17 protein-coding genes are annotated in these 22,652 nt (G+C 74.4%); 5 read left to right on the forward strand and 12 right to left on the reverse strand.

Annotation, left to right across the window (positions count from 1 at the left end):
- Position 1 precedes the first annotated feature (1 nt).
- Both ACZ56L_RS22785 and ACZ56L_RS22790 read right to left on the reverse strand, forming a co-directional pair.
- Positions 2–1,126, reverse strand: coding sequence for an AI-2E family transporter (locus ACZ56L_RS22785; RefSeq protein ID WP_345219583.1), 1,125 nt, complete (start codon positions 1,124–1,126; stop codon positions 2–4).
- Positions 1,127–1,148: 22 nt separating this feature from the next.
- Complete coding sequence (locus ACZ56L_RS22790) at positions 1,149–1,850, reverse strand: FadR/GntR family transcriptional regulator (protein ID WP_345219584.1); 702 nt, start codon at positions 1,848–1,850, stop codon at positions 1,149–1,151.
- A 146-nt stretch (positions 1,851–1,996) separates the two neighbouring features.
- Here ACZ56L_RS22790 and ACZ56L_RS22795 point away from each other — a divergent pair, with 146 nt between their 5' ends.
- From ACZ56L_RS22795 to ACZ56L_RS22805, 3 genes are all read left to right on the forward strand, one after another.
- The gene (locus ACZ56L_RS22795) at positions 1,997–2,533 is read left to right on the forward strand and encodes a gluconokinase (protein ID WP_401760075.1); all 537 of its coding nucleotides are present in this window, start codon (positions 1,997–1,999) and stop codon (positions 2,531–2,533) included.
- Positions 2,534–2,605: 72 nt separating this feature from the next.
- Entirely contained in the window at positions 2,606–4,036 is a 1,431-nt protein-coding gene (locus ACZ56L_RS22800) for a GntT/GntP/DsdX family permease (RefSeq protein ID WP_471065887.1), read from the forward strand.
- A 156-nt stretch (positions 4,037–4,192) separates the two neighbouring features.
- Positions 4,193–4,396 (forward strand): cold-shock protein, encoded by a 204-nt coding sequence (locus ACZ56L_RS22805; RefSeq protein ID WP_345219587.1) that lies wholly within the window; start codon positions 4,193–4,195, stop codon positions 4,394–4,396.
- A 111-nt stretch (positions 4,397–4,507) separates the two neighbouring features.
- On the opposite strand, the gene ACZ56L_RS22810 is transcribed toward ACZ56L_RS22805, so the two are convergent.
- Positions 4,508–4,804 (reverse strand): hypothetical protein, encoded by a 297-nt coding sequence (locus tag ACZ56L_RS22810; protein WP_471065889.1) that lies wholly within the window; start codon positions 4,802–4,804, stop codon positions 4,508–4,510.
- A 142-nt stretch (positions 4,805–4,946) separates the two neighbouring features.
- On the opposite strand from ACZ56L_RS22810, the gene ACZ56L_RS22815 reads away from it, so the two are divergent.
- Positions 4,947–5,372: an SgcJ/EcaC family oxidoreductase gene (locus ACZ56L_RS22815; RefSeq protein ID WP_345219589.1), complete on the forward strand. Its 426-nt coding sequence runs from the start codon at positions 4,947–4,949 to the stop codon at positions 5,370–5,372.
- 28 nt (positions 5,373–5,400) lie between these two features.
- Here the strand turns inward: ACZ56L_RS22815 and ACZ56L_RS22820 are convergent, their stop codons facing one another.
- The 7 genes from ACZ56L_RS22820 to ACZ56L_RS22850 form a co-directional block, all read right to left on the reverse strand.
- Positions 5,401–8,262 carry a condensation domain-containing protein gene (locus ACZ56L_RS22820; RefSeq protein WP_471065891.1) on the reverse strand — a complete coding sequence of 954 codons (2,862 nt, stop codon included), beginning with the start codon at positions 8,260–8,262 and terminating at the stop codon, positions 5,401–5,403.
- Positions 8,252–10,324: an amino acid adenylation domain-containing protein gene (locus tag ACZ56L_RS22825; protein ID WP_471065893.1), complete on the reverse strand. Its 2,073-nt coding sequence runs from the start codon at positions 10,322–10,324 to the stop codon at positions 8,252–8,254. Before ACZ56L_RS22825 ends, ACZ56L_RS22820 begins: the two co-directional genes overlap by 11 nt.
- Positions 10,317–12,182, reverse strand: a complete 1,866-nt coding sequence (locus tag ACZ56L_RS22830; protein WP_471065895.1) for a non-ribosomal peptide synthetase — start codon at positions 12,180–12,182, stop codon at positions 10,317–10,319. Before ACZ56L_RS22830 ends, ACZ56L_RS22825 begins: the two co-directional genes overlap by 8 nt.
- Before the next feature lie 29 nt (positions 12,183–12,211).
- Positions 12,212–15,397 (reverse strand): non-ribosomal peptide synthetase, encoded by a 3,186-nt coding sequence (locus ACZ56L_RS22835; RefSeq protein ID WP_471065897.1) that lies wholly within the window; start codon positions 15,395–15,397, stop codon positions 12,212–12,214.
- A 211-nt stretch (positions 15,398–15,608) separates the two neighbouring features.
- On the reverse strand, positions 15,609–16,955 hold the full coding sequence (locus tag ACZ56L_RS22840; RefSeq protein ID WP_471065899.1) for a condensation domain-containing protein: 1,347 nt from the start codon (positions 16,953–16,955) through the stop codon (positions 15,609–15,611).
- A gap of 78 nt (positions 16,956–17,033) precedes the next feature.
- Positions 17,034–18,329, reverse strand: coding sequence for an MFS transporter (locus ACZ56L_RS22845; RefSeq protein ID WP_345219595.1), 1,296 nt, complete (start codon positions 18,327–18,329; stop codon positions 17,034–17,036).
- 450 nt (positions 18,330–18,779) lie between these two features.
- Complete coding sequence (locus tag ACZ56L_RS22850) at positions 18,780–19,499, reverse strand: hypothetical protein (RefSeq protein WP_345219596.1); 720 nt, start codon at positions 19,497–19,499, stop codon at positions 18,780–18,782.
- A gap of 301 nt (positions 19,500–19,800) precedes the next feature.
- Here ACZ56L_RS22850 and ACZ56L_RS22855 point away from each other — a divergent pair, with 301 nt between their 5' ends.
- On the forward strand, positions 19,801–20,502 hold the full coding sequence (locus tag ACZ56L_RS22855; RefSeq protein ID WP_468689575.1) for a hypothetical protein: 702 nt from the start codon (positions 19,801–19,803) through the stop codon (positions 20,500–20,502).
- A gap of 69 nt (positions 20,503–20,571) precedes the next feature.
- On the opposite strand, the gene ACZ56L_RS22860 is transcribed toward ACZ56L_RS22855, so the two are convergent.
- A complete protein-coding gene (locus ACZ56L_RS22860; protein WP_401760109.1) occupies positions 20,572–21,954 on the reverse strand; it encodes a purine-cytosine permease family protein in 1,383 nt (460 codons plus the stop codon).
- Positions 21,951–22,649, reverse strand: coding sequence for a thiaminase II (tenA, locus tag ACZ56L_RS22865; protein WP_468689571.1), 699 nt, complete (start codon positions 22,647–22,649; stop codon positions 21,951–21,953). Before tenA ends, ACZ56L_RS22860 begins: the two co-directional genes overlap by 4 nt.
- Positions 22,650–22,652: the final 3 nt, after the last annotated feature.

Below are 22,652 nucleotides of genomic sequence, written 5' to 3' on the forward strand. Positions count from 1 at the left end.
GTCACGCCTCGTCCGCCGCGGCGGGGTCCCCCGGCCCCGGTGCGACGGCCGCCGGTTCGGGCACGGCGGGGACGAGCTGTTCGCGGAGGTAGGCCCAGACCACCGCCAGCAGGGCGGCGGCGGGCACCGCGAGCAGGCTGCCGACCACTCCGGCCAGGTTGCCGCCCAGCACCACCACCATCAGCACCACGCCCGCGTGCAGCCCCAGGCCCCGGCTCTGGATCATCGGCTGGAAGACGTTGCCCTCCAGCTGCTGGACCACCACGATGATCACCAGAACGATCAGGGCGTCCGTGAAGCCGTTGGACACCCAGGCGATCAGCACCGAGACGAAGCCCGCGAACAGGGCGCCGACGATCGGCACGAACGCGGAGACGAACGTCAGCACGGCCAGCGGCAGCACCAGCGGAACGCCCAGCACCCACAGGCCGACGCCGATGAAGACGGCGTCCAGCGCGCCCACCAGGGCCTGGGACCGCACGAACGTGCCCAGCGTGCGCCAGCACCGCTTCGCCACGACCGGGACGTCGACGGCGGCCCGGCCCGGAAGCTGACGGCCCAGCCAGGGCAGGAAACGCGGGCCGTCCTTGAGGAAGAAGAACATCAGGAACAGGGCGAGGACCGCGGTGACGAGACCGTTGACCACGGTGCTGACACCGGTGCCGAAGGCGGTGAGCACACTGCCCGCGCTGTCCTGGACGCGCTTGACCGCCTCGTCCAGGGCACGGGTGATCTGGTCGTCGCCGATGTTCAGCGGCGGCCCCGCGGCCCATTCGCGCACCTGCTGGATGCCCGCGACCACGCTGTCGCTGAGCTGGCCCGCCTGGGACGCCACCGGCAGCGCGATCAGCGTCACGACACCGGCGACCACCAGCAGGAAGAGCAGTGTGACCACCCCGGCGGCCGCGGCGGGCCGCCAGCCGTGACGGCGCAGGAAACGTACGGGCGGCCAGGTCAGGGTGGTGAGCAGCAGCGCCACCACGACGGGCCAGAACACCGACCACATCCGGCCCACGAGCCACAGCGCCGCCGCGACGGTCACCAGTACCAGCAGCAGATCGAGAGATATACGGGCCACCCGGCGGAGGGCGGCGGCAGATTTGGCGGAACTCAGCATGCCGGACATCCTGTCAGCTCCCGCGGGCCGGTCAGGGCGCGAGGACGTCCAGCTCCTCCAGGGCGCCGACGGTGATCCGGCGGGTCAGTTCCTCGGCCCGTGCCGCGTCCCGCTCCCGTACCGCTTCGGCGACCTTGACGTGCAGGGTGACCGCCGCCGGGTCGGGGTCCTCGAACATCACGCGGTGGTGGGTGCGGCCGGTGAGCACCTCCGCGACCACGTCGCCGAGGCGGGCGAACATCTCGTTCCCCGAGGCCTTCAGGATCGTCCGGTGGAACTCGATGTCGTACAGGAGGTAACCCTCCAGCCGCCCGCCCCGGGAGTTGGCGACCATTCCGATGGCGCACTCGGTGAGGGCCGCGCACTGCTCGGCGGTGGCCTGCGAGGCGGCGAGGCCGGCGGCCACGGGCTCCACCGCCGAGCGCAGCACGGTGAGGGAGCGCAGTTGGCGGGGCCGGTCGGCGCCGGCCAGCCGCCAGCGGATCACCTGCGGATCGAAGACGTTCCACTCCTCGGTGGGCAGCACGGTGACGCCGACGCGGCGCCGCGACTCCACGAGGTGCATGGACTCCAGGACCCGGACCGCTTCGCGCATCACGGAGCGCGACACCTCGAACTCCTGGGCGAGCTCGTCCGTCCGCAGAACGCTTCCCGGGGGGTACGCGCCTCCGGTGATGGCGGGCCCGAGGGTCTCCAGAACGCGGGCGTGCAGCCATCGGGCCTGTGCAGTCATGGCACCAGACTACGAGGCGCCCTCCGGCAGATTAAGTATGACTTTTAAGTCACAGGCTCTTGAATTTGTCTGACCAGATGGGTTTCAGTGGCGTGACGCACGACCGGCCGCCGTGCGAAATGTCGAAGAAGACAGCGAGGCAGCGCATGCATACTCCCCACGTCGTCGTCATGGGCGTGGCAGGAACCGGCAAGACCACGATCGGCCCCCTGCTCGCGGCACAGCTCGGCGTTCCCTACGCCGAGGGAGACGACTTCCATCCCCCGGCGAACATCGCCACCATGTCGGCCGGCATCCCGCTGACCGACGACGACCGGTGGCCGTGGCTGGACGCCATCGGCGCCTGGATCCGCGGCAGGGCGGGCCGCGGAGGCGTGGTCAGCAGCTCGGCGCTGAAGCGCAGTTACCGCGACCGGCTGCGGTCCGCGGCCGGGGAGGACCTCGTCTTCGTCCACCTCACCGGCTCCCGCGAACTCATCGCGGACCGGATGGCGCAGCGGCGGGGGCACTTCATGCCCACCGCGCTGCTCGACTCGCAGTTCGCCACGCTCCAGCCGCTGGGCCCCGACGAGACGGGCGTCGAGGTCGACGTCGTGGGCAGCCCCGCGGAGATCGCCGAGCGGGCCGCCGCAGCCCTGCGCGCCCGGGCGGACACGGGCAGCACGCCGCTGCGTGTTCCGTAACCCCCCTCCATCCCTTTCCTGGGCTTTCCTGAACCCCTCCCCCCGAACCACCTCTCCTGCAAGGAAGAAACCGTGACCAGTCTCAGCGTCGAGACGCTGGCAGCGGGTGCCGCAGAGCCGATCACCTCGGCGGGCCACGCGCAGCTCGGAATCGCCGTTCTCGCGGGCATCGCCGTCATCGTCCTGCTCATCACGAAGTTCAAGGTGCACGCGTTCCTCGCGCTGACCATCGGATCGCTCGCCCTGGGGGCCTTCGCGGGCGCCCCGCTCGACAAGGCCATCACCAGCTTCACCAACGGGCTCGGCTCGACGGTCGCGGGCGTCGGCGTACTCATCGCGCTCGGCGCGATCCTCGGCAAGCTCCTCGCCGACTCCGGCGGCGCGGACAAGATCGTCGACACCATCCTCGCCCGGGCGGGCGGGCGTTCCATGCCCTGGGCGATGGTGCTGATCGCCAGCGTCATCGGGCTGCCGCTGTTCTTCGAGGTCGGCATCGTGCTGCTGATCCCGGTCGTCCTGATGGTCGCCAAGCGCGGCAACTACTCGCTGATGCGCATCGGCATCCCCGCGCTCGCCGGGCTCTCGGTGATGCACGGCCTGATCCCGCCGCACCCCGGCCCGCTCGTCGCCATCGACGCGGTCGGCGCCAACCTGGGCGTCACGCTCGCCCTCGGCGTGCTCGTCGCGATCCCGACCGTGATCATCGCCGGTCCGCTGTTCTCCAAGGTCGCCGCCCGCTGGGTGGACATCCCGGCCCCCGAGAAGATGATCCCGCGCCGCCCGTCCGAAGAGGGCGACGGGGCCGGCGGCGAGCCGGGAGCGGCCGCCGGCCGGGTCCCCAGCTTCGGCGCGACCATCGCCACCGTGCTGCTGCCCGTCTTCCTGATGCTGGCCAAGGCACTCGTCGACATCGTCGTGGACGACCCCGAGCACACGGTCCAGCGCGTCTTCGACGTGATCGGATCGCCGCTGATCGCCCTGCTCGCCGCCGTGCTCGTCGCCATGTTCACGCTGGGCCGGGCCGCCGGGTTCACCCGGGGGAGGATCACCGCGACCGTCGAGAAGTCCCTCGCCCCGATCGCCGGCATCCTGCTGATCGTCGGCGCGGGCGGCGGCTTCAAGCAGACCCTCATCGACTCCGGCGTCGGTCAGATGGTCCTGCAGATCTCCCAGGACTGGGCGATCCCCGCACTGCTGCTCGCCTGGCTGATCGCCGTCGTCATCCGTCTGGCCACCGGTTCGGCCACCGTCGCGACGGTCTCCGCCGCCGGTCTGGTCGCGCCGCTGGCGGCCGACATGACCACCGCGCACGCCGCCCTGCTGGTTCTCGCGATCGGTGCGGGCTCGCTCTTCTTCAGCCATGTCAACGACGCGGGCTTCTGGCTGGTCAAGGAGTACTTCGGCATGAACGTCGGCCAGACCGTCAAGACCTGGTCGGTCATGGAGACCATCATCTCCGTCGTCGCCGGCGCGCTGGTGCTCCTGCTGTCACTGGTCCTCTAGCCGGGCGCCGCCCGTTTCAGGACCGCCCGGCAGGGCCATACGGGAGAGGAGTTCGGCATCTCCCCCGGGAAGCCCTGTTTTTTCGGGCACTGCCGGGGGATGATCCATCCCGGGCCTGCGCAGTGCGGGCTCTGCAACACGTGAGAGGCATTGAGCATGGCAACTGGAACCGTGAAGTGGTTCAACGCGGAAAAGGGCTTCGGCTTCATCGAGCAGGACGGCGGGGGCCCCGACGTCTTCGCCCACTACTCCAACATCAACGCCTCCGGTTTCCGTGAGCTCCAGGAGGGCCAGAAGGTCACCTTCGACGTGACCCAGGGGCAGAAGGGCCCGCAGGCGGAGAACATCACCCCCGCCTGACCCTCCCGACCGGCTCCCCCGCGACCGTCCGCTCGCCGGGGGAGCGGGTGCGGACGCGATCCGCACGGACGTGCCCGGACCGGCCTCGGCCGGTCCGGGCACGTCCGCGTGTCAGCAGCCGCTGGTGCGCCGGCCGCAGGACGTGATCAGCGCGGCGGCGTGCTCCTCGCCACGGACGCCCTCGGGCAGCACCTCCAGGGCCTCGACGTCGTACACGACCGTTCCGTACGCGAGGAACCGCACGCCCTGACGCCCCGGTACACGGCCGCGCCGCGGGCGCGCACCCACCGGGATGCCCTCGAAGGGCTGCTCGGCCTGGCCGCCGTCTCGGCGGTGCTCAGCGAGGAGCCGGCCCGTTGCGGTGAGGAGGCGTTCACCGTCCGGCCCGGCGGCGGACGCCCGGCGCACCGCCTCAAGGACGCCGCCGAACGCGACCTGGCGATGCCGGCGCGTGGCGCCGTGAGAGCGGGGCGCCGCCCGCGGGCGGGGCCGGCCGGCCCCGGGAAACGGCCTTGACCTCAACCGCGGTTGAGGCAGCAGACTCCGGTGCATGAACTCCACGACAGCACCCACCGACGCATCCGTACGGGCCGCCGACCTCAAGGCCATCGAGCAGGTCGTCGCCACGATCGAGCACTCCCAGGTCCACGAGCTCCCGGACGAGTTCCTGGGCCTCTTCCGCTCCGACGCCATCTGGACGACCGCCCACGGCAAGCTGCTCACCGGCCTGGACGAGATCGCGGCGTTCACCCGCCGGGCACTGCCCGGCTCGATGGCGAACGGATCGGTCCGCTACGAACTGGTCGACGTCCTGTTCATCCGCCCCGACGTCGCGGCGGTGAAGGCGCGCGGCCAGTACCTGACGCTGGACGGCGAGCCGACCGGCAACCCGACCTCGCCGCTCTACGTGATGGCCAAGGAGGACGGCCGCTGGCTGCTGACGGCCAACCAGAACACCGAGCAGCTTCCCGGGTAGGCCGGTCCGCGCGCCGCCGGGGCGGTGCTCAGCCGGTCATCGCGGCCAGTACCGTACGGAAGTCCTCGCCGGGCCGGGCGCGCAGCGCACCGGCCAGCCGGCCGGCCGCGTAGTGCCAGCGGTGGTCGAGGTCGGGGTGGACGTGGTCCGCGTACCGCACCTCGCTCGTGCTGCCCAGCAGGGTCCGCAGCTCGGCGGTGAGTTCCGGCCAGCCGGTGTGCCCGCTCACCGCGTTGGCCACGCCGTGCACCGGAGCGTCCAGGCAGGCGGTCACCGCGCGGGCCAGCGCCGCCGCGTGCACCCAGGCCGCCCCGTACCACGGGTGGCCGTGCGTGCCCGGTGCGGGCAGCGTGACCGGGGTGTTCGCGCGCAGCCCCTGGTAGAGCAGCCCGAGCGCACCCCAGCGGAGCTGGTCGCGCAGCCGGTCGTGCGCGCCCCACACCAGCGGGGACCGCACCGCGCTGGCCCCGCCGCGCCCCCCGGTGCCCGCGGCCGCCAGCAGGAGGGCCTCGCAGTCGAGCTTCCCCCGCCCGTACGGGCTGAGCGGCGGACCGGGCGGGGCCTCCTCGGCCACCTCGGCGCCGTCGGGGCGGCCGTACGCGTCGACACTGCTCACGAACACGAACGGCCCCCCGCTCCAGGCCTCGGTCATCGCCCGCATCGCCGCGACGTCCACCTCGGGCCGGGTGAAGGTGCAGGCCGCGTGGATCACCGCGTCCGCCCCGGCGACCGCCCGGCGCAGGCCGTCCAGGTCGGTGAGGTCGCCCTCGACCACCTCCACGCCGTCACCGGCCACGAGGTGCGCGGACTCGGGACGGGCCAGCGCGAGCACGGGCCGCCCCTGCGCGGCCAGCTCCCGCAGGACGAAGGAGCCGACGCCGCCCGTGCCCCCGGTCACCAGGACGGTGCCCGCCCGCACCGCGCGGCGGCCGGCCGGCCGTACGGCCACGGCGGCCGCACGGGCGGCGGCGCGGGTCTCCAGCAGTGCCGTCAGCGCGCGCGGAGTACGGGCCTCCATGACGTCGAGCCCGGTCAGGGGCAGCGCGAGCCCGGTCCGCAGCCGCTCGGCGAGCCGCACGGCGGCCAGCGAGTGCCCGCCCAGGGCGAAGAAGTCGTCGTCCGCCGCCGGACGGCGGCGCAGGACGTGCGCGAACGCCTCCGTCACGGCGTCGGCACGCGGCCCGCCCGGCGCGGGCAGCGCCCCGGGACCGCCCGGCAGCGCGCCGGGGTCGAGCGATCCGTCGGCCCGGCGCGGCAGCGAGTCCAGCAGCGTCACCGCGACCGGCATGTCCCGCTCGGGCAGCGACGACCGCAGTGCGGCACGGAGCTGGGTGGGGGAGGGGCCCATCCGCTCCCGCAGTACGGCGTACGCCCACAGCGTTCCGTCCGGCGCCCGGTGGGCCGCGGCGTCCGCGACCCCGGGCCGCGCGCGCAGTGCCGATTCCACCGGATGCCGGTCCGGTGCGGGGGAGGCCGCGCCGGGCAGGTCGGAGAGCCGCAGCGAGGGATCGGCGGCGACCGCGGTCAGCAGCGCCGCGAAGGACCGGCCCAGCTCCTGACCCGTCGTGTCGTCGAGCGCGCCCCGCGCGTACTGGAGCAGGCCCGCCGGCTGTGCCGTGCCCACCAGCCCGAAGGACAGGTCGAACTTGGCCTGCGGAAGGGCGACATCGACGGCCTCGGCGTGCAGGCCCGGCAGGCGCAGCGCGGTCGGCTCGCCCAGCACGTCGGCCGTCACCCGTACCAGCGCCGCACCGTCACCGCCGCGCGCGGCCGCCCCGAGCCGTTCCATGACCAGGTCGTACGGAACGTGCCGGTGCTGCTGTGCCTCCAGCACCGCGTCCCGTACGCGCTCCACCAGCGTCCCGAACGCCGGGTCGCCGCCGAGGTCCACCCGGATGGGCAGCGTGTTGACGCACAGGCCCACCAGGGCGGCCGCCTCCCGGCCCTCCCGCAGTCCGGCGGCACAGCCGATCACCAGATCGCTCTCCCCGGTCAGCCGGTGCAACGCGGCGAAGGCGGCGGCGAGCTGGACCGTGAACAGGGTCGCCCGGCGATCCCTGCCCACCCCGCGCAGCCCGTCCAGGACCGTGTCGCCCAGCGGGGTGAGGCAGGTGGCCGACGGACGCTCCGCCAGGTCGGCGGGCGGGGCGGCGGGGCGGGGGAGCGCGGGCGGTGCGGCCGCGTCGAGACGGCGGGACCAGTGGTCCAGGCTCGCACCGAACCCGGCGGCCGCGGCGTGCTCGTGCCGGGCGTGGTCCGCGTACTGGGGCGGCGCGGGGAGCGCGGGCACGGCCTTGCCCGTCGCCCGTGCATAGAGCACCGCGAGTTCGTCGGCGACGACCTCCAACGCGTGCCCGTCCATGTTGATGTGATGGAACGTCAGCATGACGGTGTGGTCCTCGGGACCGTGCCGCAGCACCAGGGCGCGCGGTGGCGTTCCGGCGGCGAGGTCGAAGGGGAGCAGGGCCTCGGCGGACAGCACGTCGGCCAGGTCCGACGCCTCCGGGCTCCCCGTGTCGACCACGCGCACCGGCACCGCGTCCGGCGCGGGCAGCGCTTCCTGGTAGGGCTCGTCGCCCTGCTGCCCGTACCGCGTGCGCAGGATCGCGTGCCGGGCCACGAGCGCGGTGAGCGCCTCACCGAACGCGTCGAGGTCGAACGGGCCGGTCAGCCGGGTCGCGAAGGGCACGCTGTAGGCGCCGTCGCTCCGGCCGAGCCGGTCCATCAGCCACATGCGGCGCTGGGCGTGCGAGAGCGGTGCGCGTGCGGGCACGGCCTCGGCCTCCGAGGCGCCGGCCCGCTGCTGCGGCGGAGGCGGGGCGGCGGCGGTGCGGGCGCGGGCCCGGCGCAGCAGTTCCTGCTGGAGGGCGGTGGTGGTGTCAGGGGACATCGGTGTGCTCCGGCGCGTCGTGGTGGGCGGAGGAAGGTGCGGGCGCGGGGTGCGGGTCGCCGTGGGCCGCCAGCAGGGCCCGCTCGACGAGGGCGGCGTGACCGGCCACGGTGGGTGCGGCGAAGAACTCGGCCGGCGTCAGCTCCACGCCGAGGTCCTCACGGAGGTCGTCGATGACGACGAGGGCGAGCAGCGAGTGGCCGCCCAGCGCGAGGAAGTCGTCGTCGGACGAGCCCACCGCACATCCCAGCGACCGCTCCCACACCTCGGCGACGACCGCCTGGAGCGGTGTCAGCGGGGGCGGGGCGCCGGGGGCGACGGCGGCGGCCGGGTCCGGGGTGGCGGGGGCCGGGGTGTCGGGGCCCGAGGAGCCGGGTGCCAAGGCACCGGGGTCCGAGGAGACGAGGCCGGTGGCAGTGCGGGTGCCCGCGGGCTCGCCCGTGTCCGGTATCGGCCCCGCTTCGTGCGCCGCATCGCGTTCCGGCCCGCGCTCCGCCTCGTGCGCGGCCCCGCGTTCCGTCGAGTGCTCCGACTCCGACGCCGGTGCGGGACCGCGGCCCGCCAGCGCCCCCCGGTCGACCTTGCCGGACGCGGTCAGCGGCAGCCGGTCCACCGCCGTCAGTTCGTCCGGCACCAGGTACTCCGGCAGCCGCTCGGCGAGCGCGCCGCGCAGGGCCGCGGTGTCCGCCGCCCCCGCCCGCAGCACCACGAAGCCCGCGAGACGTACGTCGTCCCGCGCCGCCCGGCGCACCGTCACCGCCGCGTCCTCCACTCCGGGAAGCTCCCGCAGGGCGTGTTCGACCTCGCCCGGTTCGACGCGGTGTCCCCGCACCTTCACCTGGTCGTCCGCCCGCCCATGGAAGTCCAGCACCCCGTCGGCCCGGACCGAGGCCAGGTCACCGGTGCGGTAGAGACGGCCGAGCCCGGGGAGCTCGACGAACCGCTCGGCGGTCAGCGCGGGCTGCCCCACGTATCCGGCGGCCAGCCGCGTACCACCGATCCACAGCTCGCCCACCGCGCCCGTGGCCACCGCACCGCCGTCCTCGTCCAGGACGTGTGCGCTCGCCCCGGCGATCGGGCGGCCCACCGGCATCGGCCCCTTGAGGTCCGCGTCCGTGACGCGGTGGGCCGTCGCGAAGGTCGTCGTCTCGGTCGGCCCGTACCCGTTGACCAGCTCCAGCCATGGATACGCCCCCAGCACCGAGCCCGCGTGCTGGACCGACAGCGCCTCGCCGCCCACCACCACCGACCGCAGCAGCGCGAAGATCCGCGAACGGCGGGAAGCGAGCTGGTGGAAGAGCGCGGTGGTGAGGAAGGCCACCGTGACGGAGTGCCGCTCCACGGTCCTGGCCAGGTCCTCGAAGGACGGCCGGTCGGCGGGGCAGACCACCACGGCCGCACCGGCCGCGAGGGCCAGCCACACCTCGAAGGTCGAGGCGTCGAAGGTCGCGGGGGAGTGCAGCAGCACCCGGTCTCGGGGACCCACCGTGACGTACGAAGGCTCCGTGACCAGCGAGGCGACGGCCCGATGGCGGACGGCCACGCCCTTGGGGCGGCCGGTGGAGCCCGAGGTGAACATGATGAACGCCGTCGCGTCGGGAACCGGTCCCGGCAGCGAGGACGAGGCGTCGTCGTGCAGGGTGTCGTACGAGAGCGCGCCGGCCGGCAGCGGCAGCCGTGGTCCGCTCACCCCCGAGGCGTCCAGCAGGTCGCCGTCCCCGACCGTGAGCACGGTCCCGGAGTCGGCGAGGACCGCCCGCGTGCGGGCCTGCGGGTGCGCCGGGTCGAGCGGGACGCACACCGCGCCCGCCCACCACAGGGCGAGCTGGGCCACCACGGTACGGGCCGACCGCCGGGTCAGCAGCGCCACGGGCTCACCGGACCGTACCCCGTGGTGCGCGAGGTGTGCCGCCAAGTTCCTCGACGCACACAGGAGCTGACGGTACGTCAAAAAGCAGTCGCCGTCGATCAGGGCCGGCGCGTCCGGTGTCCGGGCGGCCCGCTCGGCGAACAGGGCGGTCAGATCGGGGGGCGTCCCGGGGGACGCGTACGCCTCAGACATCGCGGGCCTCCGTCGTCCCGGCCGCCGCGCAGCGTGCGTCGAGCACGGCGACGACCGACTTCAGGTCGGGCTGGCGCAGCAGTTCGGGCGCGCGCAGCCGCACCCCGGTCTCCCGCTCGACGGCGGCGAGCAACCGGGCCGCCACCAGGGAGGTGCCGCCGATGTCGGCGAAGTTGTCCTCCAGTGCCACGTCGGCGCGGCCGAGCAGTACCCGTACCGTGCCCAGCACCAGCCGCTCGTTCGCGGACGCGCCGTCCTGGTCGGCGGCGACCGGGCCGGCGCCCGCCTCCTCCCGCTCCAGCAGCTCCTTCAGGAGGGCCGCCCGGTCGACCTTGCCGTTGGCGTCGAGCGTGAAGGACGCCACGACCTCCACCGCCGACGGCACCGCCTGTTCCGGCAGCCAGGTGCGCGCGGCGGCCAGCAGCGCCCCCGGGTCCGGCGGCGCGGCGGCCCCGGCGACGGGAAGCACGAACGCGACGAGCCTGGCGCGGCCCTCCGCGTCCCTCGGGGCCACCACCACCGCGCTGCGGACCGCCGGGTCCTGCTCCAACGCGGCCTCCACCTCGGCCGGTTCGATCCGTACGCCGCTGATCTTCACCTGGTCGTCCAGACGGCTCAGGAACTCCACGACCCCGTCGGCGCGCATCCGCACCCGGTCCCCGGTCCGGTACACCCGCTCGCCGTCACCGGCCCCTCCGGGCGTCGTGACGAACCGGTCCCGCGTCAGCTCGGCGTCCAGGTATCCCAGCGCCAACTGGACGCCCGCGATGCGCAGTTCGCCGTCCTCGCCGCGCGGTACGACCCGGCCCTCCGGGTCCGTCACCAGCACGCCCACCCCCGGCAGCGGAACACCGATCGGCGGCTGCGCGTCCTGGTGCGCGTCGGCGTCGGTGGCCCGCATGGTGTGCACGGTGGTGATCACCGTCGCCTCGGCGGGACCGTACGCGTTGTGCACCACGGCGGTCACGTCCGGGCCCGGACGGCGGCGCATCCGGTCGCCGCCGACCACGAGCTGGCGCAGCGCCAGGTCCTGCGGCCACGGTGCGTCGAGCAGCGGCTCGGTCATGGGCGTCGCCGTCACCGCGACCGTCACCTCCGCCGCGCGCCACCAGTCCACGAGCGCCGCCGGGTCCCAGCGCACCGCGTCCGGCGCGGGCACCAGCGCCGCCCCGGAGGTCAGCCCGGCCCACAGCTCCAGCACGTGCGGGTCGAAGGCCACGCCGATGAGCAGCGACTGCCGCTCGCCCGGACCGACCCCGGTCTCCCGCCGGTACCACGCGAGCAGCGGGGCCAGCGCGGCCTCCGCCACGGCGACCGCCTTCGGGCGGCCGGTGGAACCCGAGGTCAGGACCGCGTAGAGCGCGCCCTCGGGGGCCGGGTGGGCGCCGGGCGCGGGCGGCAGGAACGCCGCGACCGCACCGGCCGCCGCGTTCACCCCCGACCCGGGCAGCGGCAGCGCGAGCTGCTCCGCCGCCCGGTGCGCGGCCGGCAGCACCTCGGGCGCCCCGATCAGGCAGGAGACGCCGACGTCCTCGCCGACGGCGGCGAGCCTGCGCTCCCCGGGGCGCGGGCCCAGCGGCAGGTACACCGCGCCGGCGCGGGCCAGCGCGACGGCGGTCACCACCAGCGCGGCGGACCTGTCCAGGCAGACGCCGACCAGGTCACCGGGGCGCACCCGGCTGCCCCAGGCCCGGATCAGCGCGTCGGCCGCCGCGTCGATCTCCCGGTACGTCCAGGAGTGCGGGCCGTCGAGCACCGCCGGGGCGTCGGGGGTGCGGCGCACCCACTCCTCGTACCGGCCGAGCACCTCCGTCCCGTCCGGGTCGACGGCCGGTCCGTACAGCACACTTCGCGTCACGTCCTGATGTCCTTTCGGCATGGGGGTCCTCATGAATTCGGCGAAGCGGTGGCGGCGGTCGTGGCAGTCAGCGCATGGGCCTGATCGGCGAGCACCGGGTGCTGGAAGAGCACCCGCAGTGGCGGGCGGCTGCCGAGACGCGGCTCCAGCCAGGCGGCGAGCTGCGCGGCCAGCAGGGAGTGCCCGCCCACGCGGAAGAAGTGCGAGCCCTCCGCGAACCTGCCGTGCCCGAGCACCTCGCGCCAGCCGTCGGCGAGCAGCTTCAGCGCGGGGGACGCGTCCGGAGCGAGGGCGGGCGCGGAGTCCGGGGCCCCGGCGGGTTCCGCCGCGCGGGGCTGTGCGGCGGCCAGCTCCGCCAGCGCCGCACGGTGCGGCTTGCCGCCGGGCAGCGTCGGCATGGCGGGCAGGCGCACCCAGGCGCCGGGCACGAGCGCGCCGGGCAGCCTGTCGCTCAGCGCGCGGTGCAACTCCTGCTCCTGCCACGCCTCTTCGGGCCCGCCGTCCTCCAGGAAGCCGACGAGCCGGGGGCTGCCGGGGGTCGACGCGTCGAGGACGACGGCGCAGGAGCGGCCGCCGAGCACGGCGGAGGCGGCCGCCTCCACCTCCTCCAACTCGATGCGGTGGCCGCGCAGTTTGACCTGGTTGTCGCGCCGCCCCAGAAAGCGCAGGAGACCGTCCCGGCCGCGGTACCCGAGGTCTCCGGTGAGATAGACCCGGGCCCCGTCCAGGGCCGGAACGTGCACGAACCGTGCGGCGGTGGCCTCCTGGTTGCCGAGGTAGCCCTCCGCCAACCCGGCTCCGGCGACGGCAAGTTCGCCGACCGCGCCGTCGGGCAGCGGCTGGAGTCCCGCGCCCAGCACGTGGACGCGCTCACCGGGCAGCTCGCGGCCGAGCGGTACCTCGGCCAGGCCCGGCAGCGCCGCCGGGTCGATCTCGTACACCGTGGAACTGACCGAAGCCTCGGTCACGCCGTACGCGTTGAACACCCGTACGCCGCCGTCGCCCCCGCCGTCGACGCCGCGCACGAACTCCCGCAGCACGTCGGCCGGCAGGCGCTCACCGCCCAGGACGAGCAGCCGGGGCGACCAGCGGCCCTCCGACAACGCCGCCCGCAGCTCCTCGCGCGTCGCCAGGAAGTAGCTGGTGGGGAGATTGGCCACCGACACCCGGGCGGCGGCGAGGAGTCCGACCAGCTCCGCGCCGGTCGGCACCTCGACCTCGGGCACCACCAGGCAGGCCCCCGCGTACAGCGACGGCAGCACCTCCTCCAGCGCCACGTCGAAGGACGGCTGCGCGAACAGCAGCACCCGGTCCCCGGCCGCGGGACCGAACCGTTCGGCGACCCCGGTCACATAGGCGCGCAGCGCGCCGTGGCCGACCGCGACCGGCTTGGGGACGCCGGTCGAGCCCGAGGTGTGGATGACGTACGCGGCCGACGGCACCGCCTCGGCGGGCGTCGCGGGCGGCAGCACCTCGTCCACGACCGACCCCGCCGCCAGCCCCCGCGGAATCCGCACCCCGGTGTCCGGCGCGGTGAGCACCACCGCCGGGGCCAGGCGCTCCAGCAGCAGTTCCAGCCGGGCGGGCGGATCGGACGGCGACAGCGGGCAGTACACCGCGCCGCTGCGCAGGCACGCCAGCAGCGTCACCACCGAGTCCACCCCGCGCGGCAGCACCGCCGCCACCGGCTGCCCGGCGGTGACCCCGGCCGCGTCCAGCCGTCGTACGAGAGCGGACACCCGTGCGTCCAGCTCGCCGTAGGTGATCCGCCTGGCCCCCACCAGCAGGGCGGGCAGCGCCGGGTCGTGGGCGGGGAGGGGGTCCAGCGGGTCGCGGCCGGGCAGGGCCGCGGCCGCCGGCTCGGGGAGCGGGGCGACGGCACAGGGGGCGAGGGCGGCCAGCGCGGTGCCGGGGGAGTCCAGGTAGGCGCGCAGCAGGTCCAGGAAGCGCGCGGCGAGCAGCTTCGCCACGTCCTCGCCGTACAGGTCCACGTCGTAGTCCCACACCAGCGTCATGCCCCCGGCGCCGGGTCGCGGGCCCACCCCGCGCCGGTCGTCCGGCAGCAGGACGACATCGAGGTCGAAGCGCGTGGTCCCGGTGTTGAACCCCTCGAACAGGGACACCTCCAGGCCCGGCACCTCCAGGTCGGGCAGGACCGCGTCGTGCGCGCTGAACATCACGTCGAACAGGGGGTTGTCCGCCCCCGAGGTGTGCAGCCCCAGCGAGCGGGTCAGCTCCTGGACCGGCACCTCCTGGTACGGCAGCGCCCGCACCAGGGTGTCCGTCACCTCGTCCATCGTGTCCTGGGCCGGGGCGTCGGGGTCCAGCCGCAGCCGCAGCGGGATGGTGTTGACGAACATCCCCACGGCGTCCTCGAAGCCGAGCGGACGGTTGCCGACGGCCGTGCCGACCACCATCTCGGAGCGCCCTGAGTGCCGCCGCAGCAGCTCCGCGAACAGCCCCAGCAGAGTGGCGAACGGGGTCAGCCCGCGCTCCTTGGCGTGCGCCCGCAGCCGTTCGGCGAGGTCGGCGCCGATCGACTGGCGGAGCTGACCGCCGTGGTGCCGCCGGGCGGCCCCGGGCTGCAGCAGCCCCGGCAGCGGCAGGTCGAACGAGGCGCCCGCCAGCTCCCGCGTCCAGAACTCCAGGCCCGCCCGTACGTCGTCCGCGCGGCCGGGGCCCGACTGGGCGAGCACGTGGTCCGCGTAGGAGGACGCCGGGGGCAGCGCGGCCTGCTCGCCGAGGACCCGGGCGCGGTAGGTGCCGAAGACGTCGGCGAGGAGGATGGCGAAGGAGTGCCCGTCGTGGATCAGGTGGTGCTCGACGTGGATGAGGCGGTGGTGGCCGTCGGCCATCCGCACCAGCGTCCAGCGCAGCAGCGGCGCCTCGAAGGTGTCGAGCGGACGCTCGGCCTCCGCCCGCAGCAGCTCCTGGAAGGCGGCCTCGGGGTCGGTGTGGTCGCCGAGGTCGGCCCGGTGCAGCCGGGTCGGGCACTCGGCGGCGACCCGCTGCCCCGGCATGGCGCCGGGCACCGGCACCAGCTCCAGGCGCAGGCCCGGGTGCCGGTTCAGGGTGGCGGCGAGGCCCGCGCGGAGGGCGTCGGCGTCGAGGTCGCCCCACAGGTCGAGGGAGGCGGTGAAGTTGTAGGCGCGGCTGCCGGGCTGCACTTGTTCGTGCAGCCAGACGATCTCCTGCGAGGAGGAGAGGGGGAGCATGGCGATCCCTGGGGTTGTCGGGTCGTGGGACAGGAGGGCGGGAGGGCACGGATGCGGGCCCTGCGCCCGGTGGGCGGCGGCGCGGTGTCACCCGGGCCGCCCGGCGGTCTTCGGCGGTCCCGCGGGTCGCGCGGGGTCCGCCGGAGCGAAGTCGTGAAGTCGTGAGGTCGTGTCGGGGTGCGGGGTGGAGGTGCGGGAGGCGTGCGGTGGTTCAGCCGACCGGCAGCCCCGCCCGCAGTTCCCCGGCCAGCGCGGCGAACGCGTCCTGGGCGAGATCGTCGTCGAGCACGGCGCGGTCCCAGACCATCCGCAGCCGCAGCGTCGGCCCCTGCACCACGGAGACGGCGAACGGGGCCCGCACCGGCCGCCCGTCGACGTACGTCTCGCGGCCCGTCACCCCGCCCAGGCGCAGCGCGGGCCGGCGGCGGGCGTCGTCCACGGTCAGCAGGCCGTCCAGCGCCCCCGACCAGCGGGACCCGGCGGTGCGGGCCGCGTGCACGACCTCGTCGAAGGGGGTGTCGGCGCGGTCCAGGTCGTCCCACCACTGGGTGGCGGTCAGCTCGGGGGCGGGGCGCGCCTCGTCCGTACCGGCGGGGAAGACCACCGTGTTGAGGAAGCAGCCCACCACGGGGGAGGCCCCGGCGGGCCGGCCGCCCCAGGGATAGCCGATCGGCGGCACATGCCCCGCGCCGTACAGCACGCGGGCGGCGGACCGGCAGGCGTCGAGCAGGGTGGCGAACGGGACGCCCGACGGATCGCCTGCGACGTCGCGTTCGGCGGCGCCGGTGGGCAGGGGCCTGCCGGACCGGGGCGCGCGTTCGCCCACCGGGCGCAGCCGCTCCCCCCAGTACGCGAGGGCGTCCGGGGAGCTGGCCCGGTGCTCCGCCTCCAACTGGAGCAGGACCGCCTCCCGGTACTCGGCGAGCCCGGAGACCTGTTCGTCCGCCGGTACGTCGGCCGCGCCGAGCCGGGACAGGTAGGCCTCGCCGAGGTCCGCCACGATGCGGGCCAGGGACTGCCCGTCGCAGGCGGCGTGGTCCAGGACGACCGCGACCACGTCCTCCGCCGGGTGCGCTTCGCCCGCGTCCCTCGCGTCGGCGTCCCGCAGGCCCGTGTCCCGTACGCCCGTGTCCCGTACGCCCGTGTCCCGCGCGAGGAACAGCCGCAGCGGCGGCCCGTCCGGGTGCCACGCCCCCAGCGCCCGGCGCAGCGCGTCCCGCACCCCCTCGCCGGGGGCCGGACGCACCTCCTCCAGCGGTACGGACGGCGAAGTGGCCCGCAGTACGGGCGTCCCCCGGAACACCCCGGCCCGTGCGCGCAGCACCGGGTGCCGGGCGGCCAGGTGCTCGGCGGCGTCCCGGAGCCGTCCGGCGTCCACGCTGCCGGACGGGAAGGCGAAGAACAGGGGGACGGTGTCGGGCCGTCCGGTGGGGTCCATGGCCCGCACCAGGACGAAGCGGCGCTGGGCGCCGGTGACGGGCAGCAGGTCCGCGCCGTCACCGCCCCCGGCGAGGCGCTGGTAGCGGTCCAGGTACGAGCCGGTGATGCTGCGGTGCACGGGATCCTCTCTCGGAACTCGGAAGGTCTTCGGACAGGTTCGAGTGGGGGGGGAGGTGGGGCTGGGGGGGGAGCCGACTCAGCGGGTGGCCCCCGACGCGGCCGGGGCCTCGTCCACGGGCTCGCTCTCCGCGTCCGGCAGGTCCCGCATGCCCCGCAGCCGCGACAGCAGCAGGGGCAGGGGTACGAGGAGGAAGCCGGCCGCGCACACCCACAGCGCGGCGCGCGCCCCGAACGCGTCGGCGACGGTCCCGCCCACCACGGCGCCCAGCGGCAGGGTGCCCCACATCAGGAACCGCAGCGTCGCGTTCATCCGGCCCAACAGCCTCGGCGGGCACAGCATCTGACGGAAGCTCACCTGGGCCACGTTGTAGACCACGGCGCCGAAGAAGACCACGGCGGACGCCACCGCGAACAGAACGGCCGCCGCCCCCTTGCCCGCCAGTGGCCACAGCACCGCGAACGGGCCGGTGACCAGGCAGGACAGCCAGATCAGCCGGGCCTGCCCCAGTCGGCGTGCCAGCCTGCCCGCGCACAGCGCACCGGCGAGCCCGCCGACGGCCGACGCGGACAGCATCAACCCCACCGCGCCGGGCCGCAGTTCCAGCACGCGGACCAGGAACACGGTCTGGGTGGCCAGGAGCATCGCGCTGAAGAAGTTGCCGAGGCCGGTCGCGGCGGCGATGACCCGCAGCAGCGGACTGCCGAACACGAACCGCAGCCCCTCGGCGACGTCCTTGCGCACCGAGGACCCCGGCACGGGTGCGGGCTTGTCCTCCGGCGTGCGGATGGCCAGCAGGAACAGCGCGGAGACCGCGTACCCGACGGCATCGGCCACGATCGCCAGGTGCGCGCCGACGGCCTGCACGAGACCGCCGCCCAGCCCGGGACCCGCCACCTGGGCCGAGGACCGCACGGTCTCCAGCGCGCCGTTGCCCGCCACCAGGCGCTCCCTGGGCAGGAGTTGCGGCAGATAGCTCTGGTGCGCCACGTCGAAGAAGACCGTGGCGGCACCGGTGACCAGCGCCACCAGGTACAGCTGCGCCATCGTCAGCACACCGGCGAGCGCGGCGAGCGGAACGCTCGCCATGGCCGCGCACCGCACCACGTCGGCCCGGATCATCAGCGCGCGCTTGCGCATCCGGTCCACCCAGGCGCCCGCGGGCAGCCCGATGAGCAGGAACGCGGCCGTCTCGGCCGCCGTGAGCAGGCCCACCTGGAAGGCGGGCGCACGGAGCTCGAGCACCGCCACCAACGGAAGGGCGACCAAAGTGACTTGGGCACCGACCTGACCGGCCGCGGCCCCGGCGAGCAGGAGGCGGAAGTCGCGCAGCCGCAGGAGGCCGCGGGAGGCGGCGGGAGATGAGGTGGGCATGCACGAGACCTTCACGAAAGGAAGATCCAGAGTCAAAAGAGAACGGAGAAATTCGGTCGTTCTTCCTGCCGATCAGCCCAAGTTCCGCAAATTTTTTGGCAGATATGGGCTACGTGGAGATGAACGGTGAGGATGTGCCGCACGGGAGGGAGGGCGTGTGGCGGGGCTGTGCGCGCCTCCCGAGGGGCCGGAACGGGTCGATCACGCATCGTAGGCACGTATGTCCGAAAGTAGTCATGCGGTGCCGTGCGGAGATCGAAAGATGATCACCGGGGCAACCTCAACGCCCCGCCTTCCGTCCGGAGTTGTCCGGCCGTGGAACGCCCTCGGCCGGGCCCGCGCCCTCCGGCCGGGGAACCGCGACCGGTACCGGTCACGCCACGAGCGGCATCGGTCATGCCGCGACCGGCACCGGGCGCGCCGTACCCGGCACCGGTCACGCCGTGCCCGTCACGCGCCGCCTGGCATGCGGGCGCTGAGGGTGCGGACCACCGGGATCAGGACCTTCTCGCGCCAGTTCTTGCTGGACTCGGCGTACGGGCCGACGCCGTCCGCGGTCGAGGAGCCGTCCACCTCGAACGCGTAGGGACCCTGGTGGCAGACCAGTCCGGAGGAGCGCTTCGTGAAGCAGCCCGTCGGCCCGAGCGAGGCTTTGAAGTCCTTGAACGGCTCGGCCCCCTTGGCGCTGGACCTGGTGCCGTTCTTCACCTCGTACGCGAGGTCCTCCGCGTACTCCTCGGCGACGAGAGCGGGGTCGGCGAGGCCCTGGAAGACGATGGTGATCCTGCTGTTCTGCTTGCTCTCGTACGTGCTCGGAAGCCCGAACTCGGTCTCGCAGCCGCCCTTGGGCACCTCTCCCGTGGTTCCGGGGGCGGGCTTGGCGAGGGGGTTGAAGTTGAGGACGGATACCTTGATCGGGTCCCGCTGGAAGTCCTTCGCCTGCGGCAGAATCGCGCGGATCTCCTCCTCCCGGAGCACCTCGCAGGCGTCCGGCCACTGGGCCAGCGGCAGCGAACCCCCCTTCGGGGCCTGCGCGTCGAGCCGTGGCCCGGAGGGCTTCGCCGTGCCGAACTCCAGCGCCGGCGGCGGTTCCTCGGAGCAGCCCGCCAGGAGGACGGCGGCGGCTGCGGCGGCAAGAACGGCTCGACCCGGACTGATGGCTGCCGACATGTCCAACTCCGTTTCCCGGAGGAACAGTTCTCCTCCGGCTGGTGTGCGCCGAGGATTCCCCCAGGGGGCGGAGGTCACCGGTTCCGGCCCTCATTGTGGCGGTGTGCGTGCCGCCCTGCGCCGGAATCCGGGCATGCGTGATGTGATCCTGACAACAAGTGGCGGGACCGGTGCCCCGGGACGGGTGAGCGCCGGGCGTGGCGGGTACCCGGTTGCCGGAGCCCGCGGGCCCGCCCGGTCCCCGGGTCCGCACGGCCCGCGAGGCCCGCGGACGTCAAGCGACCGGTGAAGGAGCCCTCCCATGCCTCTCGCCGCATTCCTCGGCCGTTTCCCCGTCACCGCCCCCGGTACCGGCGCCGCGATCTCCGCCGACCCGGACGACGAGGCGTACGTACCGCCCCCGCTGGCCGGCCTGTTCGCGGAGCTGGCCGGTGCGACGCTGGCCGGCGGGCTGCTGCGCGTCCACACCCCGGCGTCGTCCCGGCAGGCGTACCTCGCGTGCACGCGGCTCGTCCCGGACGTCGAGGAGCGGTTCTACCCCTTCGCCTTCGACTGGCAGGGCAGGGAGTTCGCCCTGGACATCGCCCTCGACGTGCGGGAGCCGGACGGGGAAGCGGACCGGCCCGTCCTCGTCGTCGACCCCGGCAGCGGCACCGGCCTGGCCACGGGACTCGGCCTGGACGGCTGGCTCACCGCCGCGGCCGACGAGGACGCCGAACCCGATCCGTTCGCGCGGCAGGCGTACGCCCACTGGTGCGAGGCCGTGCCCGAGGCGGGGGCCCCCGCGTTCGACCAGGTCGTCGGCTACCGCATTCCCCTCTTCCTGGACGGCGAGGACGACGTGCGCAACCAGGAACTCCGCGACCGGGCCGAGTACTTCGACACCTGCACGGAGCTCGCCCTCCTCGCCCGGCGGCTGCCGCCCGGAAGCGGACTGAGCAGTCCGGTCACCCGCCCGCCCCGCCCGCGCGACCGGACCGCGGAAGCGCCGGACGCCGACTGAGGAACGGCCTCCGCGCGGTCCGCCGCCCGCTCCGGGCACACCGCGCCGACGTCCGTGCCGGGACCGCCCTCACCCGGCACCGGTTCGGTGACGGGAGCGGTGCCCGCGGCCCACCGCGAGGGTGGTGAGCGCGGCCACCGCGAAGGACAGCAGCGAGGCGCTCATCCAGGGCTGGACGGTGAGGCCCACCGCGCCCTGCAACCAGGCCCAGGCGTCGGACCAGCCCGCGATGCCCGTCGGGGCGATGAGCTGGTAGGTGGCGAAGCCGAGGGCCCAGGGCAGCAGCATGACCCAGCGGGTCGGGGCCTGTTCGGAGACGTCCCAGTCGCGGTGCCCGCCGAGCACGAAGAAGTCCACGACCAGCACGGCGAACATCGGGATGAAGACCGCGCCGATCAGATAGAGGAAGCCGGCGAAGCTGTCCATGTCCACCAGGAGCGCGAGACCGGTGGCCAGGGCGCCGCTGATCAGGCACAGGACGCGCCGGTCCGCCCGGGGCAGCAGGTTCTGCGCGGAGACGGCGGTGGAGTAGACGTTGGCGAAGGACTGGTCGACCTCGCGCAGCACCAGGACGCCGAAGCAGACCACGCCGACACCGGTGGCCGTGAAGGGGTCGAAGACCTTGTACGGGTCCGTGCTGTCGAACGCGATCATGGCGAGCGCGGCCACACCGAGGACCGAGCCCGCGATGCCCGCGAGGGTCTGGCCGACCACCAGGCCGCCGAACGCCTCCTTCTCGCTGCGGGAGTGCCGCGCGTAGTCGGCGACCAGCGGCAGCCAGGAGATCGACACGGCGATCACGCTGTCGGTGGCGAACCAGAAGTCCTTCCACGAGCCGCCCTCCATCGGGACGCCGCGCCCGGCCAGGTCCCACCCCAGGTAGAGGATGGCCAGGACCACGGCGACGGTCACGTAACGGCGGATGACGCGCAGCGCGCCCAGTGGGCGGAGCGTGAGCGCGGTGGTGACCGCGCCCGCCACGAGGACGTACAGCCAGCCGGGCCCCGGCTCGCCGAAGACCTGGCGGGCCAGGATCTTCAGCCCCGTGGAGATGACGACCAGTTCGAAGACGGCCCAGCCCACCATCTGCAGCACGTTGAGGACGGTCGGCAGATACGACGCCTTCGCCCCGAACAGGCCGCGCAGCAGCACCATCGAGGGCGCGCCGGTGCGGGCCCCGGTGACGGCGGCGAGGCCGAGGGCGAAGGTGCCGATCAGGGTGCCGACGACGGACGCGGTGACGGCGGCGGCGAACGACAGGGTCGGCCTGCCGGTGCCCAGGGGGTCGAGGACGACCAGCACACCGCTGAAGCCGAGCAGGCTCACGCCCAGGTTGGCCCAGAAGGTCCCCTGGTCCCAGCCGGACAGGACCCTGGGCGTGGGCTGGTCCAGGGTGAGCGGAGCCTCGTTGGCCGGGGCCGTGCCCGGGGCGGGTCCGGTGCTCGTCGTCACTTCGCGGGCTCCGCGGCCGGGGCGGGCGAGAGGTCGAAGGGCCAGGACTCGACGCGCCAGGCGGCGTCCCAGAACATCCACTCCCAGGCGGACGCGGTGGTGAAGGCGGTGCGCATCCGGGCGCGGGTCGCCGGGTCGGCCTGGCCGGCGAGCCGGTCGACGATGCTCCGGGCCTTCGCGGTGGCGGCCTCGAACTCGTCGTCGGCGTACGTGCCGATCCAGTCGCCGTACGGGTGGGCGGCGAGGTCGCCGGCGTGTTCGAGGAGTGCCCGGCCCACCTCGGCGTAGATCCAGAAGCAGGGCAGGACGGCGGCGGCCAGCTCGGCGTAGCCCTGGGTGTGGGCCACGGAGAGCAGGTAGGAGGTGTACCCGGTGCAGGTGGGGGAGGGCGTCCAGGCGTCCACGTCGACGACGTTGCTCTGGTGCAGGGAGCTCTCGACGACGATGGCGTCGTGCGCGTGCTGCGCGAAGAACGCGATGTCCTCGGGCAGGTCCGCCTTCGCGGCGGCGCCGGCCAGCGCGCGGGCGTAGTCGCGCAGGTAGTGGGCGTCCTGGGCGAGGTAGTAGACGAACTTGTCCCGGTCCAGGGTGCCGTCGCCGAGGCCGGTGACGAAGGGCAGTTCGTCGATGGCCGCGCGTATCTCGGCGATGGCGGCCCAGAGTTCGTCGCAGAAGGGGGTGGGCGTCGTGGGCATGGG

Source organism: Streptomyces sp. NPDC039736 (genome assembly GCF_055596485.1).